This is a genomic window from Thalassospira permensis NBRC 106175 (genome assembly GCF_000714555.1).
In the GTDB taxonomy this organism is placed as follows: domain Bacteria; phylum Pseudomonadota; class Alphaproteobacteria; order Rhodospirillales; family Thalassospiraceae; genus Thalassospira; species Thalassospira xiamenensis.
Genome location: NZ_AUNC01000072.1, coordinates 121,164 through 143,848, shown reverse-complemented (window position 1 = coordinate 143,848; position 22,685 = coordinate 121,164). Strand labels below are relative to the sequence as shown.

Annotated in this window: 17 protein-coding genes; 12 read left to right on the top strand and 5 right to left on the bottom strand. The window is 55.1% G+C overall.

The features are described from left to right. Nucleotides 1–937 precede the first annotated feature (937 nt). The 6 genes from SMB34_RS20540 to SMB34_RS20515 all read left to right on the top strand — a co-directional run bounded on the left by SMB34_RS20540 (nt 938) and on the right by SMB34_RS20515 (nt 9,290). The gene (locus SMB34_RS20540) at nt 938–2,125 is read left to right on the top strand and encodes an efflux RND transporter periplasmic adaptor subunit (protein ID WP_037992806.1); all 1,188 of its coding nucleotides are present in this window, start codon (nt 938–940) and stop codon (nt 2,123–2,125) included. Then, nucleotides 2,122–4,068, top strand: coding sequence for a MacB family efflux pump subunit (locus SMB34_RS20535; RefSeq protein WP_037992803.1), 1,947 nt, complete (start codon nt 2,122–2,124; stop codon nt 4,066–4,068). The genes SMB34_RS20540 and SMB34_RS20535 overlap by 4 nt, the downstream gene beginning before the upstream one ends. Before the next feature lie 2 nt (nt 4,069–4,070). Continuing rightward, nucleotides 4,071–5,465, top strand: coding sequence for an efflux transporter outer membrane subunit (locus SMB34_RS20530; RefSeq protein ID WP_051682457.1), 1,395 nt, complete (start codon nt 4,071–4,073; stop codon nt 5,463–5,465). 279 nt (nt 5,466–5,744) lie between these two features. Continuing rightward, on the top strand, nt 5,745–6,440 hold the full coding sequence (locus SMB34_RS20525) for a response regulator (protein WP_037992853.1): 696 nt from the start codon (nt 5,745–5,747) through the stop codon (nt 6,438–6,440). After that, entirely contained in the window at nt 6,340–7,500 is a 1,161-nt protein-coding gene (locus SMB34_RS20520; protein WP_205618079.1) for an ATP-binding protein, read from the top strand. Before SMB34_RS20525 ends, SMB34_RS20520 begins: the two co-directional genes overlap by 101 nt. An 8-nt stretch (nt 7,501–7,508) precedes the next feature. Next, nucleotides 7,509–9,290, top strand: coding sequence for an ABC transporter ATP-binding protein (locus SMB34_RS20515; protein ID WP_037992800.1), 1,782 nt, complete (start codon nt 7,509–7,511; stop codon nt 9,288–9,290). Between the two features lie 29 nt (nt 9,291–9,319). Here SMB34_RS20515 and SMB34_RS20510 read toward each other — a convergent pair whose 3' ends face one another. Next, entirely contained in the window at nt 9,320–9,970 is a 651-nt protein-coding gene (locus SMB34_RS20510) for a GntR family transcriptional regulator (protein WP_037992798.1), read from the bottom strand. 121 nt (nt 9,971–10,091) lie between these two features. Between SMB34_RS20510 and tcuA the strand changes: the two genes are divergently transcribed. Both tcuA and tcuB read left to right on the top strand, forming a co-directional pair. Then, nucleotides 10,092–11,480: an FAD-dependent tricarballylate dehydrogenase TcuA gene (tcuA, locus tag SMB34_RS20505; protein ID WP_037992796.1), complete on the top strand. Its 1,389-nt coding sequence runs from the start codon at nt 10,092–10,094 to the stop codon at nt 11,478–11,480. After that, on the top strand, nt 11,464–12,594 hold the full coding sequence (gene tcuB / locus SMB34_RS20500) for a tricarballylate utilization 4Fe-4S protein TcuB (protein ID WP_205618078.1): 1,131 nt from the start codon (nt 11,464–11,466) through the stop codon (nt 12,592–12,594). Before tcuA ends, tcuB begins: the two co-directional genes overlap by 17 nt. 69 nt (nt 12,595–12,663) lie before the next feature. Here tcuB and SMB34_RS20495 read toward each other — a convergent pair whose 3' ends face one another. Together SMB34_RS20495 and SMB34_RS20490 are read right to left on the bottom strand one after the other, a co-directional pair. Beyond that, nucleotides 12,664–14,073: a sensor histidine kinase gene (locus tag SMB34_RS20495; protein WP_051682455.1), complete on the bottom strand. Its 1,410-nt coding sequence runs from the start codon at nt 14,071–14,073 to the stop codon at nt 12,664–12,666. Next, nucleotides 14,070–14,732, bottom strand: a complete 663-nt coding sequence (locus SMB34_RS20490) for a response regulator transcription factor (RefSeq protein WP_037992794.1) — start codon at nt 14,730–14,732, stop codon at nt 14,070–14,072. Before SMB34_RS20490 ends, SMB34_RS20495 begins: the two co-directional genes overlap by 4 nt. Before the next feature lie 243 nt (nt 14,733–14,975). Between SMB34_RS20490 and SMB34_RS20485 the strand changes: the two genes are divergently transcribed. The 4 genes from SMB34_RS20485 (at nt 14,976) to SMB34_RS20470 (ending at nt 20,361) form a co-directional block, all read left to right on the top strand. Then, the gene (locus tag SMB34_RS20485; RefSeq protein ID WP_037992793.1) at nt 14,976–16,076 is read left to right on the top strand and encodes a Bug family tripartite tricarboxylate transporter substrate binding protein; all 1,101 of its coding nucleotides are present in this window, start codon (nt 14,976–14,978) and stop codon (nt 16,074–16,076) included. Nucleotides 16,077–16,200: 124 nt separating this feature from the next. Next, nucleotides 16,201–18,180 carry a tripartite tricarboxylate transporter permease gene (locus tag SMB34_RS20480; protein WP_037992792.1) on the top strand — a complete coding sequence of 660 codons (1,980 nt, stop codon included), beginning with the start codon at nt 16,201–16,203 and terminating at the stop codon, nt 18,178–18,180. Between the two features lie 5 nt (nt 18,181–18,185). After that, the gene (locus SMB34_RS20475) at nt 18,186–19,298 is read left to right on the top strand and encodes a 4-oxalomesaconate tautomerase (RefSeq protein WP_051682459.1); all 1,113 of its coding nucleotides are present in this window, start codon (nt 18,186–18,188) and stop codon (nt 19,296–19,298) included. A gap of 4 nt (nt 19,299–19,302) precedes the next feature. Continuing rightward, nucleotides 19,303–20,361, top strand: coding sequence for an isocitrate/isopropylmalate dehydrogenase family protein (locus SMB34_RS20470; protein ID WP_037992791.1), 1,059 nt, complete (start codon nt 19,303–19,305; stop codon nt 20,359–20,361). Nucleotides 20,362–20,428: 67 nt separating this feature from the next. Here SMB34_RS20470 and bglB read toward each other — a convergent pair whose 3' ends face one another. Together bglB and SMB34_RS20460 are read right to left on the bottom strand one after the other, a co-directional pair. Next, nucleotides 20,429–21,526 carry a beta-galactosidase BglB gene (gene bglB / locus SMB34_RS20465; RefSeq protein ID WP_051682454.1) on the bottom strand — a complete coding sequence of 366 codons (1,098 nt, stop codon included), beginning with the start codon at nt 21,524–21,526 and terminating at the stop codon, nt 20,429–20,431. 52 nt (nt 21,527–21,578) lie between these two features. Beyond that, nucleotides 21,579–22,553 (bottom strand): TRAP transporter substrate-binding protein, encoded by a 975-nt coding sequence (locus tag SMB34_RS20460; RefSeq protein ID WP_037992789.1) that lies wholly within the window; start codon nt 22,551–22,553, stop codon nt 21,579–21,581. Nucleotides 22,554–22,685 lie beyond the last annotated feature (132 nt).

Here is a 22,685-nt window from a genome sequence, read left to right as displayed (position 1 = left end):
TATCCTGCATGAAGAAGGCAAATACAGTACATCCGATTTAGGTGATCTTGCTGCCTGTTCAGCGTTGCTTGTCGTGCCACTTTTGCTGCTTCGAAACCCGATTTAACATATGTATGTGTTTTAAAAAAAAAGTTCTTGATTTGTTCTTTTATTTGTGGCATAAGAGACAAGTCAACGGGAAAAAAGCACCCGGACCGAAACCCGCGAGGCCTTGTGCCTCGCGGGTTTTTGCGTTTGGGGCCGGATGAAAGAGGTGATCAGGATGCAGTGGCAAAGACATAGACACGGATATGGACAGGGCGGCGGATGGCGGAGCCTTTACGGCGGCATTCTGCCGGAGGAGCAAGAGAACTAAGAGGGCTAACCCGATCATTTGTCATGACGGGAGAGGTGCGTTTTTTGGGGAAGGGATAAGGTGAAACTGCCGGGAGTGGCAGCAATGGCAGCCGCGGGCCAAGACCCGTCGTTGGTGGACAGGTGGGGGCCTTGCGCCCGAGGTGCGTCCGGGCTTCATCGGTATGGAGCGGGGGACTGGATGTCAGTTGGAGACGTATTCTCTAACTAAATCAGAGGCATCAGATCACTAGCTAGATAGCAATAGGATGCCTGCCGTCGCATCCAAATGACAAAACCCTGCCTATTGGCGGGGTTTTGTCATTTGGGTCCTGGATTACGGGGCAGCTGGGCGAGGAGACGCGCGCGTCCACGCGATCTCCACATAACCTGCACCCAACTTTCATTGCGGCGTGAGATGGTGCTTGAAGAAAGCAATCATGTTCACGGGGATTTTTTCAAAACTCGCAAACGACCCGCCCACGGCTAACCATCTGGCTGATATGGCGGGGTTATCGAGATCAGTCGTCTCGGGGCGAGAGTGAACCCGATTGAGCGACGATCTTCTTTTCTGGTCAATAAATGTCGGTTGGTAAAAACAACAATGAAACTGTCAAATAGCATTGGTCGAACTCTGATCATCGCAGGCGTAATTGCGGTGGCGCTGGTGGCAATGGCGTCGGCCAGCGGTGTTCTTGAGGAAGAGCCGCAGGCATCCGTGCTTACCGAGTTTGTTTCGCTCGGCACAATCGAGGAAACGGTTCTTGCCAATGGTGAACTCGAACCTGCCCGGATCGTCAGTGTCGGTGCGCAGGTTTCTGGTCAGTTGAAAACCTTGCATGTTGAACTGGGTCAGAAAATCAAGGCCGGGGATCTGATCGCCGAGATTGACCCGACGGCACAGGCATATGCTCTTCGCATCGCAGAGGCGGCACTTGCCAATGTGAAGGCGCAGCGCAAGGCGCGTGGTTTTGAACTCAGGCGGGCTGAGCAAGCCTATGACAGACAGAAGAGCATGGCCCGTCAGCGTGCGGCGTCAGTCGCCGAGCTTGAGACGGCGGAGGCGGCGTTCAAAGTCCTGACGGCGGATATAGAGGCGTTGGACGCGCAGATTGCCCAAGCCACAGTGGAGGTCGAGAACGCGAAAGCCAACCTTGGCTACACGAAGGTTACCGCGCCGATGGATGGGGTTGTGGTTGCGGTCGTTACCAAGGCTGGCCAAACACTGAACTCCAATCTGGCCGTGCCGACGATCATTGTGCTGGCCGAGCTCAACGTCATGCAGGTTAAGGTAAGAATATCAGAAGCCGATATTACCCGCGTAAAACCCGGCCAGATCGTGCGTTTCACGATCATGGGCGAAACCCATCTTCCGACGGTCGGCAGATTGGAGCAGATTGCGCCCGCCCCGACATCAATCGCGACAGAATCAACGACGGCCTCCACAACCGCAGGGCAGGCAACACAGGCTGTTTATTTCAACGGAATATTCACAACGCCCAATCCTGATGGCCGACTGCGACCCATGATGACTACTCTGGTGACCATTGTGGTGGGGCAGGCAGAGGACGTGCCGCTGGTGCCATGGTCAGCGTTGACCGAGCGCGATCAGAACGGTCGCTATCGCCTTAGTGTCCGCTCCTCTTCTGGCGAAATTTCGGAGCGCCTTGTCACAATAGGACTGACTGACCGGATCAAGGCGCAAGTGATCGATGGCCTGCAGGTCGGCGAGGAGGTTGTCATTCCGGCTGATGGTCAGGCATCGGACTCTAACGCTATGGAGATGATGTGAGCGCTTTACTGGAAATAGAGAACGTCACACGCCTGTTTCAGACGGGCGAAGAGACGATTTCCGCGCTTGCGGGGATCAATCTTCATATCGACAGTGGTGAACTTGTCGCGATTGTGGGCGCAAGCGGATCGGGCAAGTCGACGCTCATGAATATTCTTGGCTGCCTTGATCAGCCGACTGCGGGCGATTACCGTGTCGGCGGTCGCAGTGTTGCCGGTTTGAGCGCAGACGAACTGGCAGCGTTGCGAAGGGAGCATTTCGGCTTCATCTTCCAACGCTATCATTTGCTCGGCACGCTCAACTCGACTGACAATGTCGCGATGCCAGCCGTTTATGCAGGCCTTGATACCGCCTCCCGGCGCGAGCGGGCCCGGTCACTTCTGGAGCGTCTCGGCCTTGGCGAGCGCGTCGATCACCGTCCAGGTCAGCTTTCCGGCGGTCAGCAGCAGCGGGTGTCGATTGCTCGCGCGCTTATGAATGGTGGGCGTATCATCCTTGCCGACGAGCCGACCGGAGCGCTTGACAGCAGAAGTGGTGAAACCGTGCTTGAGATTCTCAAGGAGCTTCATCGGGACGGCCATACGGTCATTATCGTCACCCACGATATGGAGGTCGCGGCCCACGCTGATCGCATCATCGAAGTCCGTGACGGTCTGATTCTGTCTGACCAGCGATGCCGCGAACCTCTGGTTGGTGCTCCCTTACCTTCCTTTGCACGTTCCGGGTCTGTTGGCGTGCTGGCAGGTTTCCATCGACGGTTTGCAGAAGCTTTTCCCATGGCGTTGCGCTCGATGGCGGCTCATCGGGTCCGCACATTCCTGACCATGCTGGGGATCATCATTGGCATTGCTGCCGTGGTTTCCGTCGTCGGTCTGGGCGAAGGGACACGCCAGCGGGTCCTTGCCGAGATCAGCGAACTTGGTGCCAGTACACTTTCCATTTATCCCGGGCAGGGTTGGGACGACGAGCGCGCCGACAGCATCAGGACGCTGGTTGTATCTGACGCCGAGGCTTTGTCTGCGCAAAACTATATCGACAGCGTTACGCCACTGGTGTCGACGAGTGCGCGCATTCGGTTCGGCAGCACTTCCATGTCGGCCAACGTTGACGGTGTCGGTGAGGATTATTTTCGGGTAAACGGCCTCAAGATCGTGCAGGGCAACGGCTTCACGGCTGACAGTATCGCCGAGCGTCGTCAGGAGGCCGTGATAGACGACAGAGCCGCAACTACGCTTTTTCCGGGTAGTGAATCTCCGCTTGGCAAGATCATCATGATCGATCGCGTGCCGGTGGTCATCATCGGCACGGTGGCCCAGCGTTCCGGCATGTCGGGCAAAACCCTGCAAATATACCTTCCCTATACTGCCGTGGCCGGCAGGCTGCTTGGGGCGGCAACGAGCCTTGCCGGGCTGACCGTTCGCATATCTGACAATGTTGACACGATTGTTGCCGAACGCGCGATTGTCGGTCTGATGACACGCCGTCACGGTATACAGGACTTTTTTGTCTTCAACAGTGACCAGTTGCGCCGGATCATGGAGAAGACGTCGCGGACGATGACGCTGCTGATTTCTTCGGTCGCGGTCATTTCGCTGATCGTTGGTGGGATCGGCGTTATGAACATCATGCTGGTTTCCGTCACCGAGCGTACCCGCGAGATCGGCCTGCGCATGGCGGTCGGCGCACGGCGTATCGACATCATGCTTCAGTTTCTGATTGAAGCTGTCACGATTTGCATTGCCGGATCTCTGCTTGGCGTCGGAGTGGCGCTTGGCGCGGCTGCTGCGTTTGGGGGGCAGGGCAGTTCATTCCCGATGATCATTTCGATCGATGCCATCCTTTCCGCCTGTCTGGTCGCACTTCTCATCGGCCTTGTTTTCGGTTTTCTGCCTGCACGCAATGCCTCGCGGCTTGATCCGGTCGTTGCGCTTTCCAGAGAGTAGTCATGGTTTTTGTCAGATTGATTGTTCCTTGCCTGTTTGTTGTCCTTGCCGGTTGCTCCAGCCCGTCGACAGACTATCTGCGCCCTGATCTGCCGGAGGGACCGACATGGTCTGCTTCGGGTGCCGCAGATACGGCGAATGCGAGTGCAGATCAGTGGTGGATTGCATTCGGAGATTCCGGACTTACCACCCTGATCAGCGAAGTGGTCAGTCGCAACAACGACATTTTCGCTGCGACCGTTCGTGCGCGCAGAGCGCGCCTGCAAGCGGACCTTGCGGCAAATGCCCTGTTCCCGAAGTTGAGCGGGGCTCTTAACACTTCGAAGAGCCGGCCTCTTGAAGGAAGTACGACTTCGGCAGCATCTTCGTCTGCAACAATCGGTGTTTCCTATGAAGTCGACTTGTGGGGAAAACTGGCGGCACAGCGCGACAGCACAAGCTTCGAGGCGGAGGCAACTGCCGAGGATTACGAAGCGGCGCGCCTGGCAGTCATCGGCATGACGATCGAAACCTATTTCCGTATCGCCCATGCCAATGAGTCGGTTGCATCGGCTATAAACAGCCTTGATTATGTAGAGCAAATTCAGGATCTCGTGCGGAAGCAGGCAGAAGTCGGGGATGTTTCCGATCTGGAACTTAGAGAAAGTGAACAAGCTGTCGAGACTCAGGCGGCGCGAGTAGCGGAGTTGCAGCAGGCCCGCCTTGTTCTGCGCAATGTGCTTACGGTCCTTTTGAACGGTGCGCCAAACCCGGTTCCAGAACCGCAGAGCCTGCCGCGAAAGAAGTTTCCGGAGCTTGCAGCAGGGTTGCCCGCCGATCTGCTTGCCCGCCGTCCTGATCTTCGTGCAGCAGAAGCGCGGTTGCGGGGGACGTTAAAGAGTGTGGACGCGACGCGGACCAGCTTCTATCCGGGGATCTCGCTTACCGGTGGGTTGGGGACCAGCAGCGATCAGCTGATTTCCTTCGTCTCCAACCCGGTCGCAACCCTGGGAGCAGGTGCTGTCCTCTCATTCCTTAACCTGAAGGATATGAGTTTGACGATTGCGGTTTCAGAGACCCATTATGAAGAGGCCGTCACCGCATTTCGCAAAACTTTGCTGAACGCGTTTGCCGATGTGGCCAATGCGCTTGGTGCGCGTGCCAGCTATGGCGAGCAGTCACGCCGACTTGATAATGCCTATATGGCCGCGCTGGAAGTCGAGAAACTGACCGAGACACGTTATCGGGCCGGTGCGACCACCCTGCGCATCTGGCTTGATGCGCAGGAACGCCGTCGTTCTGCCGAAGTGGTTCTTGCCGATGTGCGGCTCGCACAGTTTGTCAATGAATCAATGCTTTACCGCGCGCTTGGCGGAAGTACTGCAATCGCTGATGAAGAGGTTGCGGCAGCACAATGATGAAGTGCGCTCTTTGATACAGATAAATTATCGGACCGCCTCTTGAGCCCGTTACACTGGAGTTCCTGTTGCCGAACATCTCCACAAAACCTCGACAAAATCTTAACCTGCCCTCGACGCGGGAGGAGTAATCGTTGAGTGTTATCCCGGAACTCCGATGCCGGCATTGCTGGCAGATGCATGATGGTACTTTCAATCGGTTGTGAATAACCTGGGGTGAGATGCGCCTCAATCAAATGAATCCTTTTGGGTGAAAAGCCAAAGATCGAAAACATGTCCATGAACAATGCCTTGATTCTCATCATTGAGGACGAGCCCGAGATTGCGGAAATCATCGGGACTTACCTGTCACGCGAAGGATTCCGGGTAGTTACGGCTGGTGATGGAACGGTCGGGCTTGCCCATCATCAGCGCTTGCGGCCCGACCTTGTGGTGCTGGATATCAAGCTGCCGGGGCAGGACGGTTATGAAGTGCTGGCGGCGATCCGTCGACGTGGTGACACGCCCGTCATCATGGTAACGGCGCTTGCCGAGGATCTCGACAAGTTGCAGGCGCTACGTATTGGTGCAGACGATTATGTCGTTAAACCGTTCAACCCGCTTGAGGTTGTGGCGCGTGTTAAGGCGGTCTTGCGGCGAACCATTGCCCGTGATGACGGGCAAATGTTGCGCGTCGGACCATTGACCATTGATCCACAGGCCTATCGGGTGGAGGTCGAAAGCGCGGCGGGACCGGTTGTGCTCGGCCTTACCAGAACCGAATTTCGCATTCTGGCTTATATGGCCTTGAGGATTGGCAGAGTGTTCGAGCGCTCGGAACTGGTCGATGCGTGCCTGCCGGAGGGTGAGGCGCTGGATCGGACAGTGGACAGCCATGTCAGCAATCTGCGGCGCAAACTGGCTGCTGCCGGGGCGGATGGCATGCTCGTCGGTGTCCGTGGTGTCGGTTATCGACTGGACAACACCCATGGCTAGAAATCTGAATTCCCGCATCGTTCGTGCGATGATTTCGCTTACATTGCTTGCTTTCACCGTCGTTTATTTCGGGTTAACGGCGTATTTCTTCTTCATTTATGAATGGCTTTATCCGGATTTCACCGACGACGACATCCTGCGCACCGGTGATATCGTAACGTTGGGCCTTCTTCTGGGGATCGGCATATTAACCGCCTCTTTGTTGGGGTGGGTTCTTGCACGACGGATTGTGGATCCTTTGAAATCTGTTGCCGCGGCTGCGCGCAAGGTGGCGAATGGGGATTTTTCGGCGCGCGCCTCATTGAGCCGGGGCAATTTTGGCGAGGCGAGCGATCTGGTTGACGATTTCAATCAGATGGCAGGGCGACTGCAACGCGCCGAGGCCGAGTTGAAATATTCTAACTCGGCCATTGCACATGAATTGCGAACGCCTTTGACCATTCTGCGTGGGCGGCTCCAGGGGTTGCTGGATGGTGCCTTCGCCCCCAGTCCGGAACTGTATGGTCGCCTGATTAACCATGTGGATGATCTGTCGGCCATCGTCGAGGAGTTGCGGACACTGGCGCTGAGCAATGCAGGGCAGCTCGATCTGCAATATTCACGTCTTGATCTGGCGGTGGAGGCCGAGGCGGCGCTCCTATCGCTTGAGGATCATTTCAGCAAGGCCGGGATCACGGTAATGCGCCAGTTGTCCAGCGCCGTCGTCAGTGCTGACCGCGCGCGATTGAGGCAGGCTTTCGTGGCGGTTCTGGAAAATTGCTGTCGTTACGCGCCGCAAAGTACGGTGCATGTCGAGACCGGTGTGGCAGGACAGTATGTCTTTTTCCGTTGCACGGATACAGGACCGGGCCTTCCTGAAGAAAGCCGCACGCGTGCCTTCGAGCGGTTCTGGCGTGCGGACGACTCACGGGGGCGTAGCGGTGGTGGTTCCGGCCTGGGCTTGCCAATTGTCAGGGCGATTGCCCGGGCGCATGGAGGAGATGCGTCGATATTCCCTTCTGATCATCCTGGTCTTGCCGTCGAAATCCGGCTGCCGTGCCAAGTGTTACCTCTCGTCTGATTGTACCAATGTCCAAACATCTTCCTTATTCCGACGACTATACCGACCTTGCGGCGCGGCATGTTTCCATGCGGCGTATATTGTCGCTGTTCATTCCTTACCGGAAACGGATCGCAGCGGTCATATTGCTTATGATCATGTCCTCAGCGGTCGGTCTGGCGGGACCGTTCCTGTTGCGGGCGATCATTGACGAAGCTTTGCCCGCCAATGATATCAGACTGCTTGTCGGGCTGGTGGGAGGTATGGTCATCGTCGCCCTGCTTTCGGCGGCGGTCGGTGCCTATCAGGTGATCCTCATGTCACGTATCGGACAGGCGGTTCTGCATGCCTTGCGGGTGCGGCTTTACACCCATCTCCAAAGCCTTTCGTTGCGGTTCTTTACCGGAACGCGTGTGGGCGAGGTTCAGTCGCGCATCGCCAGTGATATCGATGGACTGCAATCGTTGGTAACGGAAACTGCCAACGAACTTGGTCGTTCGCTCAGTGCGGTTGTCATGACGGCCATTGCCATCGTGATCCTTGACTGGCGTTTGGCTCTTTTTGTTCTGTTCGTGGTGCCGGGAACGATCCTGATCAGTAACCGCGTTGCCCGTATGCGCGAGGCGTTGACTTACCAGCAGCAGGCGCGCGCCGCCGACATGTCCGTGGCGGTGCAGGAAACGCTTTCGGCCTCGGGTGTCATCCTTGCCCGCACGATGGGTAGGGGGCCACATCTTGTAAAACGGTTCACCCGGATATCGGGAGACCTGGCGAAACTTGAGGTGAAGTCTCATACCGCCGGTGAATGGCAGTGGTCCCTGATCAGCTTTGCGCTGGCCGTCCTGCCGGCGATGACGTTGCTGGCGGGGGGGCTGCTGATGCAGACAGACAATCCTGCCACCATCGGTACGCTGGTTGCGATGATCGCGTTACAGGAACAGCTATTGTGGCCTTTCGAGCAATTGTTGGAAATTGGTCGCGATACACGAAAAACACGTGCATTGTTTGCCCGGGTTTTCGAGTATCTGGACATGCCGGTTGAGATCACCGAAAAACCGGCACCCGTTACAATTCACCGTTCGGACATGCGCGGTCAGGTAGAGCTGGAGCATGTCAGTTTTGCCTACCATGAGGATGGCCCGACTGCTGTGCATGACATAAGCCTCATGATTCCCGCAGGCAGCAATGTCGCGATAGTCGGCCCGACGGGTTCGGGCAAGACGACACTGGGATACTTGCTGGCGCGGCTTTACGATGTGGATAGTGGTGTCATCCGGTTTGATGGCGTGGATCTGCGCGATCTCAGTTTTCAATCGCTGTCCGAAATGGTGGGGGTCGTTCCGCAAGAGCCCTATCTGTTCCATGCCTCTGTGGCAGAGAACCTGCGCTTCGCAAAACCGGACGCGACCGAGGCCGAACTGGTTGCGGCTGCAAAGATTGCCCAGATTCACGACCATATCGCGTCGCTGCCTGAGGGCTATGATACGCTGGTTGGTGAAGACGGATACCGATTTTCCGGTGGCGAGAAACAGCGCTTGGTTCTGGCTCGCACCATCCTGCGCGACCCGCCTGTGCTTTTACTGGACGAGGCGACCAGTGCTCTTGATACACGTACGGAACGCGCGATGTCGTCTGCGTTGAACCACATGTCGAAAGGCCGGACAACGATTACCATCGCGCACCGGCTGTCCACCATCCGCCATGCGGACCAGATCGTGGTGATGAAAGCAGGACGCATCGCAGAGCAGGGACGTCATGACCAACTGGTCGCTCTTGACGGTGTTTATGCGGATCTGTTGCGCGTGGTGTGACCTTGCAACAGCGTTCAACAGATCGCCTCTTATTCACGCAATAGCTTGATCCTCAGCCTTTGAGCGCTTCGGATGTGATGTCTTGCATCGGTATCGGCCTGATCGGCGTTGCCGGACCGGATGCTGTCGATAATGTTCTTATGTTCCTGATAGGCACTTTCGGGGCGGCCGTCATATTGAAGCGTCGTACCGCCCAGAAGCGCCATTGAATTCGATAAAGAATTAAGTGCATCAATAAGATAGCGATTGTTCGCTGTTCTATACAGTGCCTGATGAAACAGCCGGTTTGCTTCTGCAACTTTCACCGGGTCCTGCCCGTTTTTCAGCATCAGTTCATTGAGATCTTCCAGTTCGGCGATTTCAAGCTCTGATGCGTGGCGCGCGGCATAGCGGGCGGCTGTTCCTTCCAAAACTTCGCGAATTTCATACAGCTCAATCACTTCGCGATGATCGAGTTCCTTGATGACGGCCCCGTGTCGCGGCATGTGGATCAGCAGCCCATCACTTTCCAGACGCCGAATGGCATCGCGCACCGGGGTGCGGCTGATTCCAAACCTTTCAGCAACTTCCACCTCGCGGATTCGGGTTCCCGGCTTGAGTTCGCCATGCTGGATGGCTGCCAGAAGCTTTTGATAGGCAACTTCCCCGCGGGGCTGGTGATCGGCGGAATCTGGGCTCATGAGAAGGCACCTGCTTTGTTCTGTCTGGTTTTTAACTTGACACAAGCATGCTGAAATCTCAAGGTTGGAGACAATTGTATACAAGAGTATCCATTAAAATACGAAAAGAGGTGGAGACGCCGTGAAAACTGAATCCGATCATTATGATGTCCTTGTCGCGGGCGGCGGGCAGGCGGGGCTGATTGCCGCGATTGTTGCTGCGGAAAAAGGCGCGCGCGTCTGTCTGCTGGAAGGGGCACCCAGAACCCATCGCGGCGGGAATACCCGCCATACCCGCAATTTGCGACCCATGCATATTGGCCCCTTGTCGGTTTTGAGCGGCACTTATGACGAGGCGGAATACTGGGATGACCTGATGCGGGTGACCAAGGGGAAAACCAACGAAACACTCGCCCGCATGACCCTGCGCCAATCGACAGAAGCCGTTGCCTGGCTTGAGGCGCGCGGTGTGCAGTTTCAGCCGCCACTTGGCGGAACGCTGCATTTGGGCCGAACGAATGCGTTCTTCATGGGCGGGGGCAAGCAACTGTTAAACGCCCTTTATCGGCATGCCGATAAGCTTGGCGTTGAAGTTCATTACGATGCGATGGTCACGTCCGTAGAGATTTCGGAAGGAAGATTTAAAAGCCTTCAGGTGGGTGATCACACCATTTCGGCAAATGCGTTTGTTGCGGCAGCCGGCGGATTTGAAGCGAATATCGATTGGCTGAAAGAGGCATGGGGCGACATTGCCGAAAATTTCCTGATCCGGGGGACGCCCTATAATCGTGGTGATTTGCTGCGCATGCTGCTTGATGCCGGAGCCCGGCAGATCGGGGAACCCAATCAGTGCCATGCGGTGGCAATTGACGGGCGCGCGCCAAAGTTTGACGGCGGAATCTGCACGCGGGTTGACTGCGTGTCGCTTGGCATTGTGGTGAACAGGAATGCCGAGCGATTTTATGATGAAGGCGAGGATTTCTGGCCAAAGCGATATGCGATCTGGGGCCGTCTTGTTGCGGACCAACCTGATCAGGTGGCCCATGTGATTATTGACCAGAAGGCGCGTGGTGCCTTTATGCCCCCCGTTTTCCCGGCCGTGGTCGCCGATACGATTGGCGAATTGGCCCAAAAGATCGGTCTGGATCCCGCGACGCTTGAGAAAACCGTTGCCGACTATAACGCGGCGGTTCAACCGGGAAAATTTGATCATACCGAACTGGATGGGGTTCATACCAGCGGGCTTGTGGTGAACAAGACCAACTGGGCGCGGACACTCGATCATCCGCCCTATAGCGCCTATTGCCTGCGGCCGGGCATTACATTCACCTATCTCGGGGTGGAAGTCAGCGAAAAGGCGCAGATGCAGATGGCCGACGGGACCGAAAGCCCGAACATCTTTGCTGCGGGTGAAATTATGGCCGGAAACGTTCTGGGCCAAGGATATCTTGCCGGGATTGGCATGACGATTGGAAATGTGTTTGGACGAATTGCAGGAAGGGAGGCTGCCGATTATGCGCTCCACCGATAAAACAACCGAAGCCGCCCGCGTGATGTCGATCTGCAATGCCTGCCGTTATTGCGAGGGACATTGCGCCGTTTTCCAAGCGATGGAACTGCGGCTGGAATTCAATTCCGATACGCTCGATTATCTTGCAAACCTTTGCCATAACTGCGGGGCCTGTTATCACAATTGCCAATATGCGCCGCCACACGAATTTCAGCTTAACGTTCCGGCCGCGATGGCGGAGCTCAGGCAGGAAAACTACGGCGTTTATGCGTGGCCGGGCTTTATGGGCAAGCTGTTTGCCAATAACGGTCTTTGGGTCAGTTTTCTGTCAATCGTTGTGATCACGCTTTTTCTGGGCGGAACGGCCATTCTAACCGGGGATGATTTCTTTTCAGCGCACGACAACGCATTTTACGGCGTGATTTCGCATGATGTCCTGGCCGCAATGTTTGGTGCGGTCGGTGGATTTGTGCTGCTTGCGCTGCTGGTTTCGATAGTCAAATTCTGGCGGACAATGAATTTGCCAAGTCCTTTCAGGCTTGATTATCCCCGCGTCATGCAGGGGATCAAAGATGCTCTTTCGCTGAAATATCTGGATGGTGGCAACGGGCAGGGGTGCTCGTATCCAAGCGAAACGCCTTCCATGGCAAGGCGGTGGTTCCATCAGATGACATTCTGGGGCTTCATGCTGTGCTTTGCTGCCACATCGTCGGCCACGGTCTTGCATTATGGCTTCGATCTTCCCGCACCTTACGGGTATTTGAGCCTGCCCAAACTGTTTGGCATTCTGGGAGGTTTTGGTCTTATTGTGGGGCCTGCGGGGCTGCTGATCCTGAAGGCCAGGGCAGATGCCGCCCCGAAAGGCAAAACGAACAAGGGTATGGATGTCAGTTTTCTGGTTCTGCTGTTTTTGACAAGTCTGACCGGACTTTGCCTGATGTTTGTGCGTGATACGCAATATGTCGGGGTGATGTTAAGCATCCATCTTGGTGTTGTGATGACGCTGTTTCTGTCCATGCCATATGGCAAGTTTGTGCATGGTTTTTATCGCCTGATCGCGCTGATTGTGTTTGCGGTCGAAAAGAACGATCACAAGCAGGTGGTCGGCGTTTGTTCGGACAAGAAAGCGGCCTGAACGTCAAAAGACAAAAGACCGGCGCACGACGTGCCGGTCTTTTGTCTGCAACGAGACAGATAAAACCGGTTAGCGCGGGAATGCAATCCGCACCTTGAGGCCGACACCGTCTTTGCCGTCTTCAAGGGACATAACGGCCTGATGTGCGTTGGCAACTTCTTTGACAATAGCCAGTCCAAGGCCACATCCTTGTCCGTTTTGCTCATCAAGGCGCACGAACCGTTCCAGAACCGTATCGCGGTCTTTTTCCGGGATACCGGGGCCGTTGTCTTCAACCTCCAGAACCGGACCTACTGCAACGCCGCGACCAATGACGCGCACCGTCACAATCGTACCGGGATTGCCATAGACGATTGCATTCTCGATCAGGTTGCAAAGCATTTCCTGAAGCAGAACCTCGTTTCCTGTTTCAATTTCACAGCTCATGCCCTCGCTTTGATCGTCGAAGCCAAGATCAATATTGTGGCGGATGGCATGACGAACCATCCCGGATGTCACCGAGGCGGCAAGGGCCAAGAGGTCGGTCTTCTCGTAGCGGACAGCCTTTCGGCCTTCCGGTGACACCCGCGCGAGGTTCAGAAGCTGGTTGGCAAGTCTGGCGGTCTGACGGGTTTGACTGACGATACGTTCAAGAGCTTGACGGTCTTGTTGGTCGCTGGCATTGCGCAAAGCCCATTCGGCTTCGGCCTGTACTGTCGCAAGCGGGGTACGTAGCTGGTGTGATGCATCGGCGATGAAACGCTGATTGGCGGTTATTGAGCTTTCCAGACGCGCCAAAAGTGCATTTAGAGATCTGACGACCTCGGTGACCTCCTTGGGCATGGCATGGCGAATTGGCCGCAAATCATCAGTTGATCTGCGGCGGATTGCCTGTTGAAGGCGTCTTAGGGGGGCAAGTCCGCGTGAAACGCCGATCCACGCGAAAACGCCGCCGAGAAACATCAGAACCAGAAAATCAGTGGTCGATCCCAGAAGTTCGTCATAAATCAGATTGTCGCGTTCACGACGGGTCTGGCTGACATCAATGGTGACCCAGCCATAGATGTTCGACGACGGATTGGAAACCAGATATTTCATGGTTACCGCGCGTACGTCCTCGTTGCGATAGTGTGCGTTATAGAAATGGGGGACACCCGGTTCCAGAGTAATGCCAGCGGGCAGTCGCGGCAGACCAGAATCCCCCGTCACAAACGCCCCGTCCGGACCCTGTACGCGGTAATATGTGTTTTCGCGGGTGAATTGCTCGAGCAGCAGCTCGATATCACGCGATAGCAAATCGCCCCTTGAATTGATTGCATGTTCGGAAATCGTTACCGCCAGTGCAACCAGAAGCCGGTCCTGAATACGATTGGCCATTTCGCTAACGGTCAGATAGTTTTTGGCCAGCAGCCCGAATGCCAGCATTAATCCAGGCAGCAAAAGCCAGCGCAGGAGCCTTGCGCGCAATGATGTTGATATGGCGGTAGCGTTTTCGGTCATTCGTCAATCATATAGCCAAGTCCGCGAATAGTCCGGACTTCGACATCACCTAATGCAATTTTTTTGCGCAGGCGACTGATGTAAAGTTCGATGGATTTTACGCTGGCCTCATCATCAAAACCGAACAGATGCAGGGCGATTTTTTCCTTGCTGATCACCTGGCTTACGTTCAGCAGCAGGATTTCCAGCACACCACGTTCGCGCGGTGTTAGCGAAACGGGCTGTCCATCAATCGTGACGGACCGGTCGACCGAATTGAATGTCAGTTTTCCAACCGTGATGGCGGGATTACGCTGCCCGATATTGCGCCGCAAAAGGGCACGTGCCCGGGCTTCGAGTTCCGACAGCTCGAACGGTTTGACCATATAATCGTCTGCCCCGGCATCCAGACCAGCGACACGTTCATCCAGATTGCCGCGTGCGGTCAGGATCATGACGGGCAAATTGATTTTGCGCGCGCGCACGGTTTTCAGAATTTCAATCCCGTCCAGTCCCGGAAGCGACAAATCGAGAATCAGAAGGTCGAAGGTTTCTTGCAGAACAAGTCGAAGAGCATCTTCGCCATCATGAACCAGATCGACAGCATGATCGGTCTGCCGCAGGGCAGCAGCGATTTTGTCAGCCAGAACAAGGTTATCTTCTACGATCAGGATACGCATTATGCCTAAATAACACCGAAAACGACTTCTAAAATGAAAAATTTGACCCTAGACAGCAAACTGACAGCTTTTTCGTTTAGATTTTGCGTCATAGGCAAACGGCACTCCCGGCAACGACCGGTCAGAAGAACAATAACAGCCGAAAGCCTGAATGGGAGGAAATCGACACTTGATGCATGTCTGTGCGTCACGCGCTTCTTCCTTCCGTTCGAGAGAAAACAACCGTTATGGAGGGAAAGCCCAATGTCATGGGGAAAAACCGTTAATCAATCATTCAAAACCGCATGTGCGGCTGCGGCAATTGCTTTTGGCTTTGCCGGTACAGCAACCGCACAGGATGCCGACTTTGCCGGGGATCGTGTCGAACTGATTATTCCGTTCGGTGAAGGTGGGGGGACTGATACCTGGGGCCGGTTCTGGGCACCGTATTTCAGCGTCTTTCTGCCGGGAAACCCGACCGTTGTCGTCAAGAACATTCCGGGCGGCGGTTCGACTTCGGGGGCGAACCAGTTTGAAGCCCGCGCCAAACCTGATGGATTGACCGCTATCGGAACTTCCGGCTCAACCCAGTTTCCGTATCTGTTGCGCGACAAACGCGTGCAATATGAAATGCGTGACTGGCGCGTGGTTTTGGCTTCGCCGACGGGTGGTGTTGTTTATGTGAATTCGGATCTGGGTCTTAAGTCGGCTGCTGACATGAAAGCACTTGAAACCGTCAAGTTGCGTTATGGTAGTCAGGGCGCGACGTCCCTTGATCTGGTTCCGTTGCTAGCGTTTGAACTGCTGGGACTTGATGTCGATGCCGTGTTTGGCATGAAAGGCCGCGGGGCCGGTCGTCTTGCCTTTGAGCGTGGCGAAGTCAATATCGATTACCAGACTTCGTCGGCGTTTATTAACAACGTTACACCACTTGTTGATATCGGCAGCGCTGTTCCGCTGTTCTCGTGGGGGGCGATCGACGATGACGGCAATATCGTGCGCGATCCTTCCTTCCCCGACCTGCCAAGTTTCCCGGAAGCATACGAAATGATGAAGGGTGAAAAGCCTTCAGGTCCCGCCTGGGATGCTTACAAGGCCTTTTTCATTGCCGGTTTCCCGGCTCAGAAAATGGTCTTCCTGCCAAAAGATACGCCTGAGGAAATCGTGCAGGCCTATCGTGATGCCGCACAGGCCGCAACCCAAGATGAGAGCTTTGTCGCGGATCGACAGGCAACGCTTGGCGAATACAAACAGATCGTTGGCGAGCCTGCAGAGCGTATTTTCCGCACGGCTGTGAACGTTCCAGAAGAAGCCCGTGAGTGGGTGCAAAAATGGCTGACCGATAAATATTCGGTTCAGTTCTAACTGAAAATCTGAAGTCTCCCGTTTCCTGATCGGGGTGGCCTTGTCCACCCCGCTTTTTTCACCCTGCGACTGTCTGGTCGTTTCAAGGGAACGGGCGAACTTTGTCTTTTGACGGAGTTTCCTGATGCTTGATGCAATGATGACGGCACTGTCTCATTTCGCGCAGCCAACCCATCTGATGTATCTTTTGCTGGGGGTTGGAATGGGCATGATTGTCGGCATTCTGCCCGGTCTGGGCGGAATTGTCGGGCTGTCTCTTCTGTTACCTTTCATTTATGGCATGGACCAGATTTCGGCACTTGCCATGTTGATCGGTCTTGTTGCTGTTATCCCGACCTCGGATACCTTTACATCTGTCTTGATGGGGATACCGGGATCAAGTGCATCACAAGCAACAGTTCTTGATGGTTTTCCTTTGGCCAAAAAAGGCCATGGTGCCCGTGCGCTGGGGGCTGCATTTTCGGCATCCTTGGTTGGGGGACTGGTGGGGGCTGTTATCCTGACCGGCTTTGTCGTGATCGCGCGGCCTCTGATCCTGGCATTTGGTTCGGCCGAACTCTTTATGCTCGCTGTTCTTGGCCTGTCGATGGTCGGCGTTCTTGCCGGTAAAAGCCTGCCTAAAGGCGTGATTGCTGCGGGCCTTGGCTTGCTGCTGGGGGCGCTTGGTGCGGCTCCGGCCACCGGCGAACTGCGCATGAGCTTTGACTCTGTTTATCTGATGGATGGTCTGCCACTCGTCATTGTCGGGCTGGGCATGTTTGCGTTCCCTGAAATCATCGACCTGTGCCGGCAAAATCGATCTATTTCTGATAAGGGCACCCTTGGTCTGGGATGGCGCGACGGCGTTCGGGATATGATCCGTCACAAATGGTTGTGCCTGCGTTGTGCCGGTCTTGGCAGTATTGTCGGGGCCCTGCCCGGGCTTGGCGGAAGTGTTGTCGACTGGATCGCCTATGGCCATGTCGTCCAGACCGCAAAAGACAAATCGCAATTCGGCAAGGGCGATATTCGTGGTGTCCTGGCACCGGAAAGCGCAAACAATGCCAAGGAGGGCGGCGGGCTTGTTCCCACCTTGCTGTTTGGTATTCCCGGATCGGGCAGCATGGCCGTTTTCCTTGGCGGTATGGTCCTGATTGGTCTTGAAGCCGGTCCTGCAATGGTTGGGCGCGATCTTGATATCACCTACACGATCATCTGGTCGCTTGCGATTGCCAATGTGGTTGGTGCTGGTGGTGCATTGCTGATTTCGCCTTTCGTCTCGCGCCTGACGACAATCAAATACGGTTACCTTGCGCCGTTCATGATTACGGTGATCTGCTTTGCCGCGTTTCAGGCGACGCGTTCCCTTTCCGATATGATCGCCTTGTTGGTGCTTGGTGTTCTTGGCGTGCTGATGAAACGCTTTGGCTGGCCTCGCCCGGCGTTTCTGATTGGTTTTGTGCTCGCATCCAACACGGAAACCTATCTTTATCAGGCCCTGCAATTCTACAACTGGGAATTCCTGACCCGTCCAGGTGTGGTAATTATCGCGGCTCTGACAGTCATTTCCGTTCTTATGGGGATGCGCAAACACCCGGTAAATCCGGTTGAAGAAGAAGAAAGCAGCCATTCCCACAATCCGAAACGCTGGCCGCAAATCCTGTTTGCGGGGGTGATTCTGGCGTTCTTTGCGTTCGGAATTTGGGATGCAACGCAGCATTCCTTCCTTGGCAGTGTCTTTACCGGTGCGGTTTCGGTGGTGATGTTTGTCGTTTCGGCGATTTTGATATGGCAATTGATTGTATCGCCACCGTCGCATGCGGCCAATTTTGATCATGAATTTGACCTTGAACATCAGGACGTGAAGCCGACCGCAGGTCTTTGGCACTACGTTCTTTGGGTTGCCGGAATGGTTGCCGCAACCGCCGTGTTTGGGTTCCTGATTGCGATTACCGGGTTCTTCATGGCCTTCCTTCGGGTCAAGGCAAAGGCATCGTGGCTTCGGACGTTGCTTTTAACCGGGCTTGCGATTGGCGGGCTTTGTGTTCTTGCGTGGTCACTGGTTCTCGATTTCCCGGCCGGGATGCTTCAGGACCTGATTGAACTTCCCTGGCCGCTGGGGTGATCGACATGAAAAATACCGTGATTGTGAATGACCAACATGCCGTTCCCTGTGTGATGATGCGCGGCGGGACATCAAAAGGGCCGATCTTTCTGGCCAGTGATTTGCCCGAAGACGTTGCCGCGCGTGATCGTCTTTTGCTTGCGGCGATGGGGTCACCAGACAAACGTCAGATTGATGGAATTGGCGGTGCCGATACGTTAACCAGCAAATCATGCATTGTTGCGCCGTCCAGCCGACCGGATGCAGATGTCGAGTTCCTGTTTGCCCAGGTCGCCATCGACAGGGCAGAGGTTGACGTTAATCCGAATTGCGGGAACATGACCGCAGCCGTTGCCCCGTTTGCGATTGAGGCCGGTTTGGTGCCGGTTACAGGGGATCAAACGCTGGTGCGCATTTACAATAAAAATGTTGGCGCATTGGTTGACGTTCTGGTCGCGACACCCGGCGGAAAGGTGACTTATAGCGGGGATGCGGCGATTGATGGCGTGCCCGGGACTGCGTCCCCGCTGATATTGCGGTTCAAGGATATCATGGGCAGCAAAACCGGTCGGCTCCTGCCAACGGGGAAACCGATCAACTATATCGACGGGCTTGAAGTGACCTGTATTGATGTGGCGGTTCCGATGGTGATGTTTCGCGCCCGCGATCTTGGAATAACGGGGAACGAAACCAAGGCGCAGCTTGACGGCAATGCAGAACTGATTGCGCGGATGGAAGCCGTGCGCCGCAAAGCATCGGAACTGATGGGGCTTGGCGATTGTACCGGCAAGGTCGTGCCGAAAATGGCCATTCTGTCCGAGCCGACAAAAGGTGGCGATATTACATCGCGCTATTTTGTGCCGCATAATTGCCATGCGACCCATGCGGTGACCGGGGCGATTTGTGTTGCCAGTTGCGCATCACTTTCAGGAAGCATCGTTGATGGTATGATCAGTCTCAAGGCCTTGCCGCAACAGTGGATTCAGATTGAACATCCAAGTGGCATGATTGCGGTGGAACTTACCATCGAAGGATCGGGGCCAAATCTTTCGGTGATTTCCGGCGGGGTGATCCGCACCGCACGCCGGTTGTTTGAAGGTCGGGTTCTTGTTCCTGAAAATATTCTGACGGAGGTTTAGGGTCGTGGATGTTCTTTTATTGCCGGGCGACGGGATCGGACCGGAAATTACGGCTGTCACGCGCAATGTGCTTGAGGCATTGGATCGTTCGTTTTCGCTGGGATTAAAATTTACCAGCGAAGATGTCGGATTTGCATCATTGGAAAAACACGGTGCCACCATTACCCCGGAATTGATCGAGCGTGCCCGCAAGGCTGATCTGGCCATTCTGGGACCGGTTGATACCGCGCATTATCCTCCGGCAGATCAGGGTGGGATCAATCCTTCTGCGGCATTGCGCATCAATCTTGATCTGTATGCCAATGTAAGGCCTTCGAAGGTGTTTGAAGGTCTTCCTGCTTTGGCCCGGAATATGGATCTGGTGATTGTGCGTGAGAACACAGAAGGTTTTTATGCCGATCGCACCATGTATGCGGGCACCGGCGAGGTGATGCCAACCCCTGATCTTGCGCTGGCGATGCGCAAGGTGACGCGCCAGGGAAGTTATCGGGTGTCGGCATTTGCTGCGCGCCTTGCGGCCAAACGTCGCGGGCATCTGACCATTGTGCACAAAGCCAATGTTTTAAAGCTTAGTGACGGTCTGTTTTTATCCGAAGCAGAGAAAGCAGCAGCCGAGCAGGGCGGACTTGCGGTTCGCGAAGAACATGTTGATGCGATGGCATCACTTCTGGTCAGAACGCCAGATGCGTTTGACGTGATTGTAACGACCAACATGTTTGGCGACATCCTTTCGAATGAGGCGGCGGAGCTGGCCGGTGGGCTTGGGCTTTCCGGGTCGCTTAATGTCGGGGATGAAAATGCGATTGCGCAGGCATCGCATGGTTCAGCCCCCGATATTGCAGGCAAGAATATCGCCAACCCCGTATCGCTTTTGCTGTCGACCGTTCTGCTTCTGGATTGGAAGGGCGCAGAAACCGGTCGCAGCGATTTGCAGCAGGCTGCAAACAGGCTGGATAAGGCAATTTCCGAAATGCTCAAAAGTCCGGACACGCGAACAGCAGACCTTGCCGGATCATTGTCTTGTCGTGATTTTGGTTCGGTCTTGGTAGATAGGATTCGCTGAAAACTTATAAAAGAGCCCCTGCCGCAATGCGGACAGGGGCTTTCGAAACTTCAGTTGAAGCGCAATTCTATTCGACAATGTGATTGAGTGCTTCGACGAGGCACAGAAGCGCCATGGATTGGCCATAGCCGGTGGGGTGCAGGGGGATGTTCTTGTAGAATTCAAGGTCATGGCCCATGCGGGTACCGTAGGAAACCTGTTGCACGACGCCATTACTGTCGATGTTGCCGAGCACGGCATGCAGAGCCTTTTGACCGGCCGTTTTCCAGCTTTCGGGGCCAAGGCCCAGCCGATATCCTTTGAGCAGCGCATAACCGATTGCAGAGGTTGCCGAGATTTCCTCGTAAGAGGTCGGATCATCGACCAGTGTGTGCCATGTGCCGTTCGTGGTCTGATAGTCGATCAGGCTTGATAGCTGTGCCTTGACAACCCACAGCAGATAGCGGCGTGTGGCGGCATCAAGATCGGCAAGATCAATCAGATCAAGTATTCCTGCCGAAATCCATGAATTGCCGCGCGCCCAGCGCGCACGGGCGAAATTGTGATTTCCATCGAAGGTCCAGCCATGAAACCACAGGCCGGTTTCGGGTTCGCAAAGATAGTGGGTGTGGACCAGAAACTGGAATTTGGCTTCGTCGATCAGGTCTTTTCGGCCGGAAGCCTGACCGTAGGATGCCAGAAACAGGGCGAGCATGAACAGGGTATCGTCCCACAGTTCGCCGTTATTGATCTTGTCTGAAACATCGTGCTGGAACCCGCCGGACGTGGTGCGCGGGGCTTCTGCGATCAGGCGGTTTGCCCAATCGTCAAGAACAGGTTCCCATCGAGGATCCCGGGTCTGCTGCCACAGAATGGACAGGGCCAGCATGGGGGCTGTCGTGTTCACATTCTGGGGCGGCAGGCCCCGGGAAAGCTGTTTTTCGTACCAATTTTCCAGAATGCTCCGCGCTTCCGCGTCTCCGGTCTGGAGCCAGAGTTGTGCAATTCCGTACAGACCGACACCCTGTGGCCATTCCCAACTATCGAAACTGACATAATCACCTGCCGTTCCATCAAGGTTCGGCTCGTTGAATTGTCCTTCGTCTCGCAGGTTACGTAAGCCTGTCACTATCTGAGAGATTTTCTCTTTCAATTCGTGGTGAAGGCTGACGGTATCGGTTCCCATTATTATGTCTCGCTGTTTTTTCTGAAGGAATTTGGTGGCGCGGAGCGGAAAATTATTCGGTTTCGAGAATCTGGGTCAGAAGACCGCCGAAATCCGGATCGTTGCGATACTCGTCAAGCAGCGGCATGACTTTTTCGCGGAAGGGGGCCTGATCCGGGGAGACAAAGGTCACCCCCATCTTTTCTGCTTCGGCGGTTGAATCCTTGACGGCCTGATCCCAAAGCGCACGGAAGGATTCAGTCGCGTTTAGAGCAGCTTCCTTGACGATGGCGTTCTGTTCGTCGGTGAGTTTTTTTGCCGCCGCGTTGGAGATCACCAGGAAGTCCGGAATGCGAAGATGTTCGTCCTGCGAATAGAATTTGGCGACTTCGCCGTGACGACCGATGGTCAAAGCCGTGACGTTGTTTTCCGCACCATCAATCACGCCCATTTGCAGGGCCGTATAGATTTCGGCGTAGGGCATCGGTGTCGGGGAGCCCCCCATCATTTCGACCATGCGGATCGAGCTGTTGGAGTTCAGAACCCGGATTTTCTGGCCAGCAAGGTCTTCTGGCGTATTGATCGGTTTATCGGTGGTATAGAACGAACGTGCGCCGCTGTCGAAGAAGGTCAGGCCGACAAAGCCGCTGCCTTCTGTGGTGTTATAGACTTCGTCTGCGACCGGTCCGGTCATGACGCGATAGAAATGGTCTTCGCCCTTGAAGATATAAGGCAGGGTGAATGCCTTGAATACCGGGTCAAAGTTTTCGAGGTTGCCTGCGCTCACACGGGTCATGTCAACCGCACCGTTCTGAAGCTGTTCGAGGACTTCGCGCTCGGACCCCAGAACCGCATTTAAGAACAGCTGAATGGTAACTTCGCCGTCTGTGCGTTCTTTGACTTCATCAGCAAATTGTTGCAGGGCGGTGCTGGTCGGGTGGTCCGCCGACAGCGAATTGGCCAGAGTCAAACGTGTTTTGGCCTCTGCCTGGCCGACCGCAAGAGTGGCGATTGCAGTTAAGGTCAAGGCAAGTTTCTGATATTTCATTGTTTTCCTCCCTTGGATTTTTTTCCGCCCGATTGGCGGTGACGAAAATGTCACCGCATTTCATCGATGACATGTGGATAAAACTGTCATTGTGAAAATAAAATTTCCATATGTAATAAATTTTCATTCGCG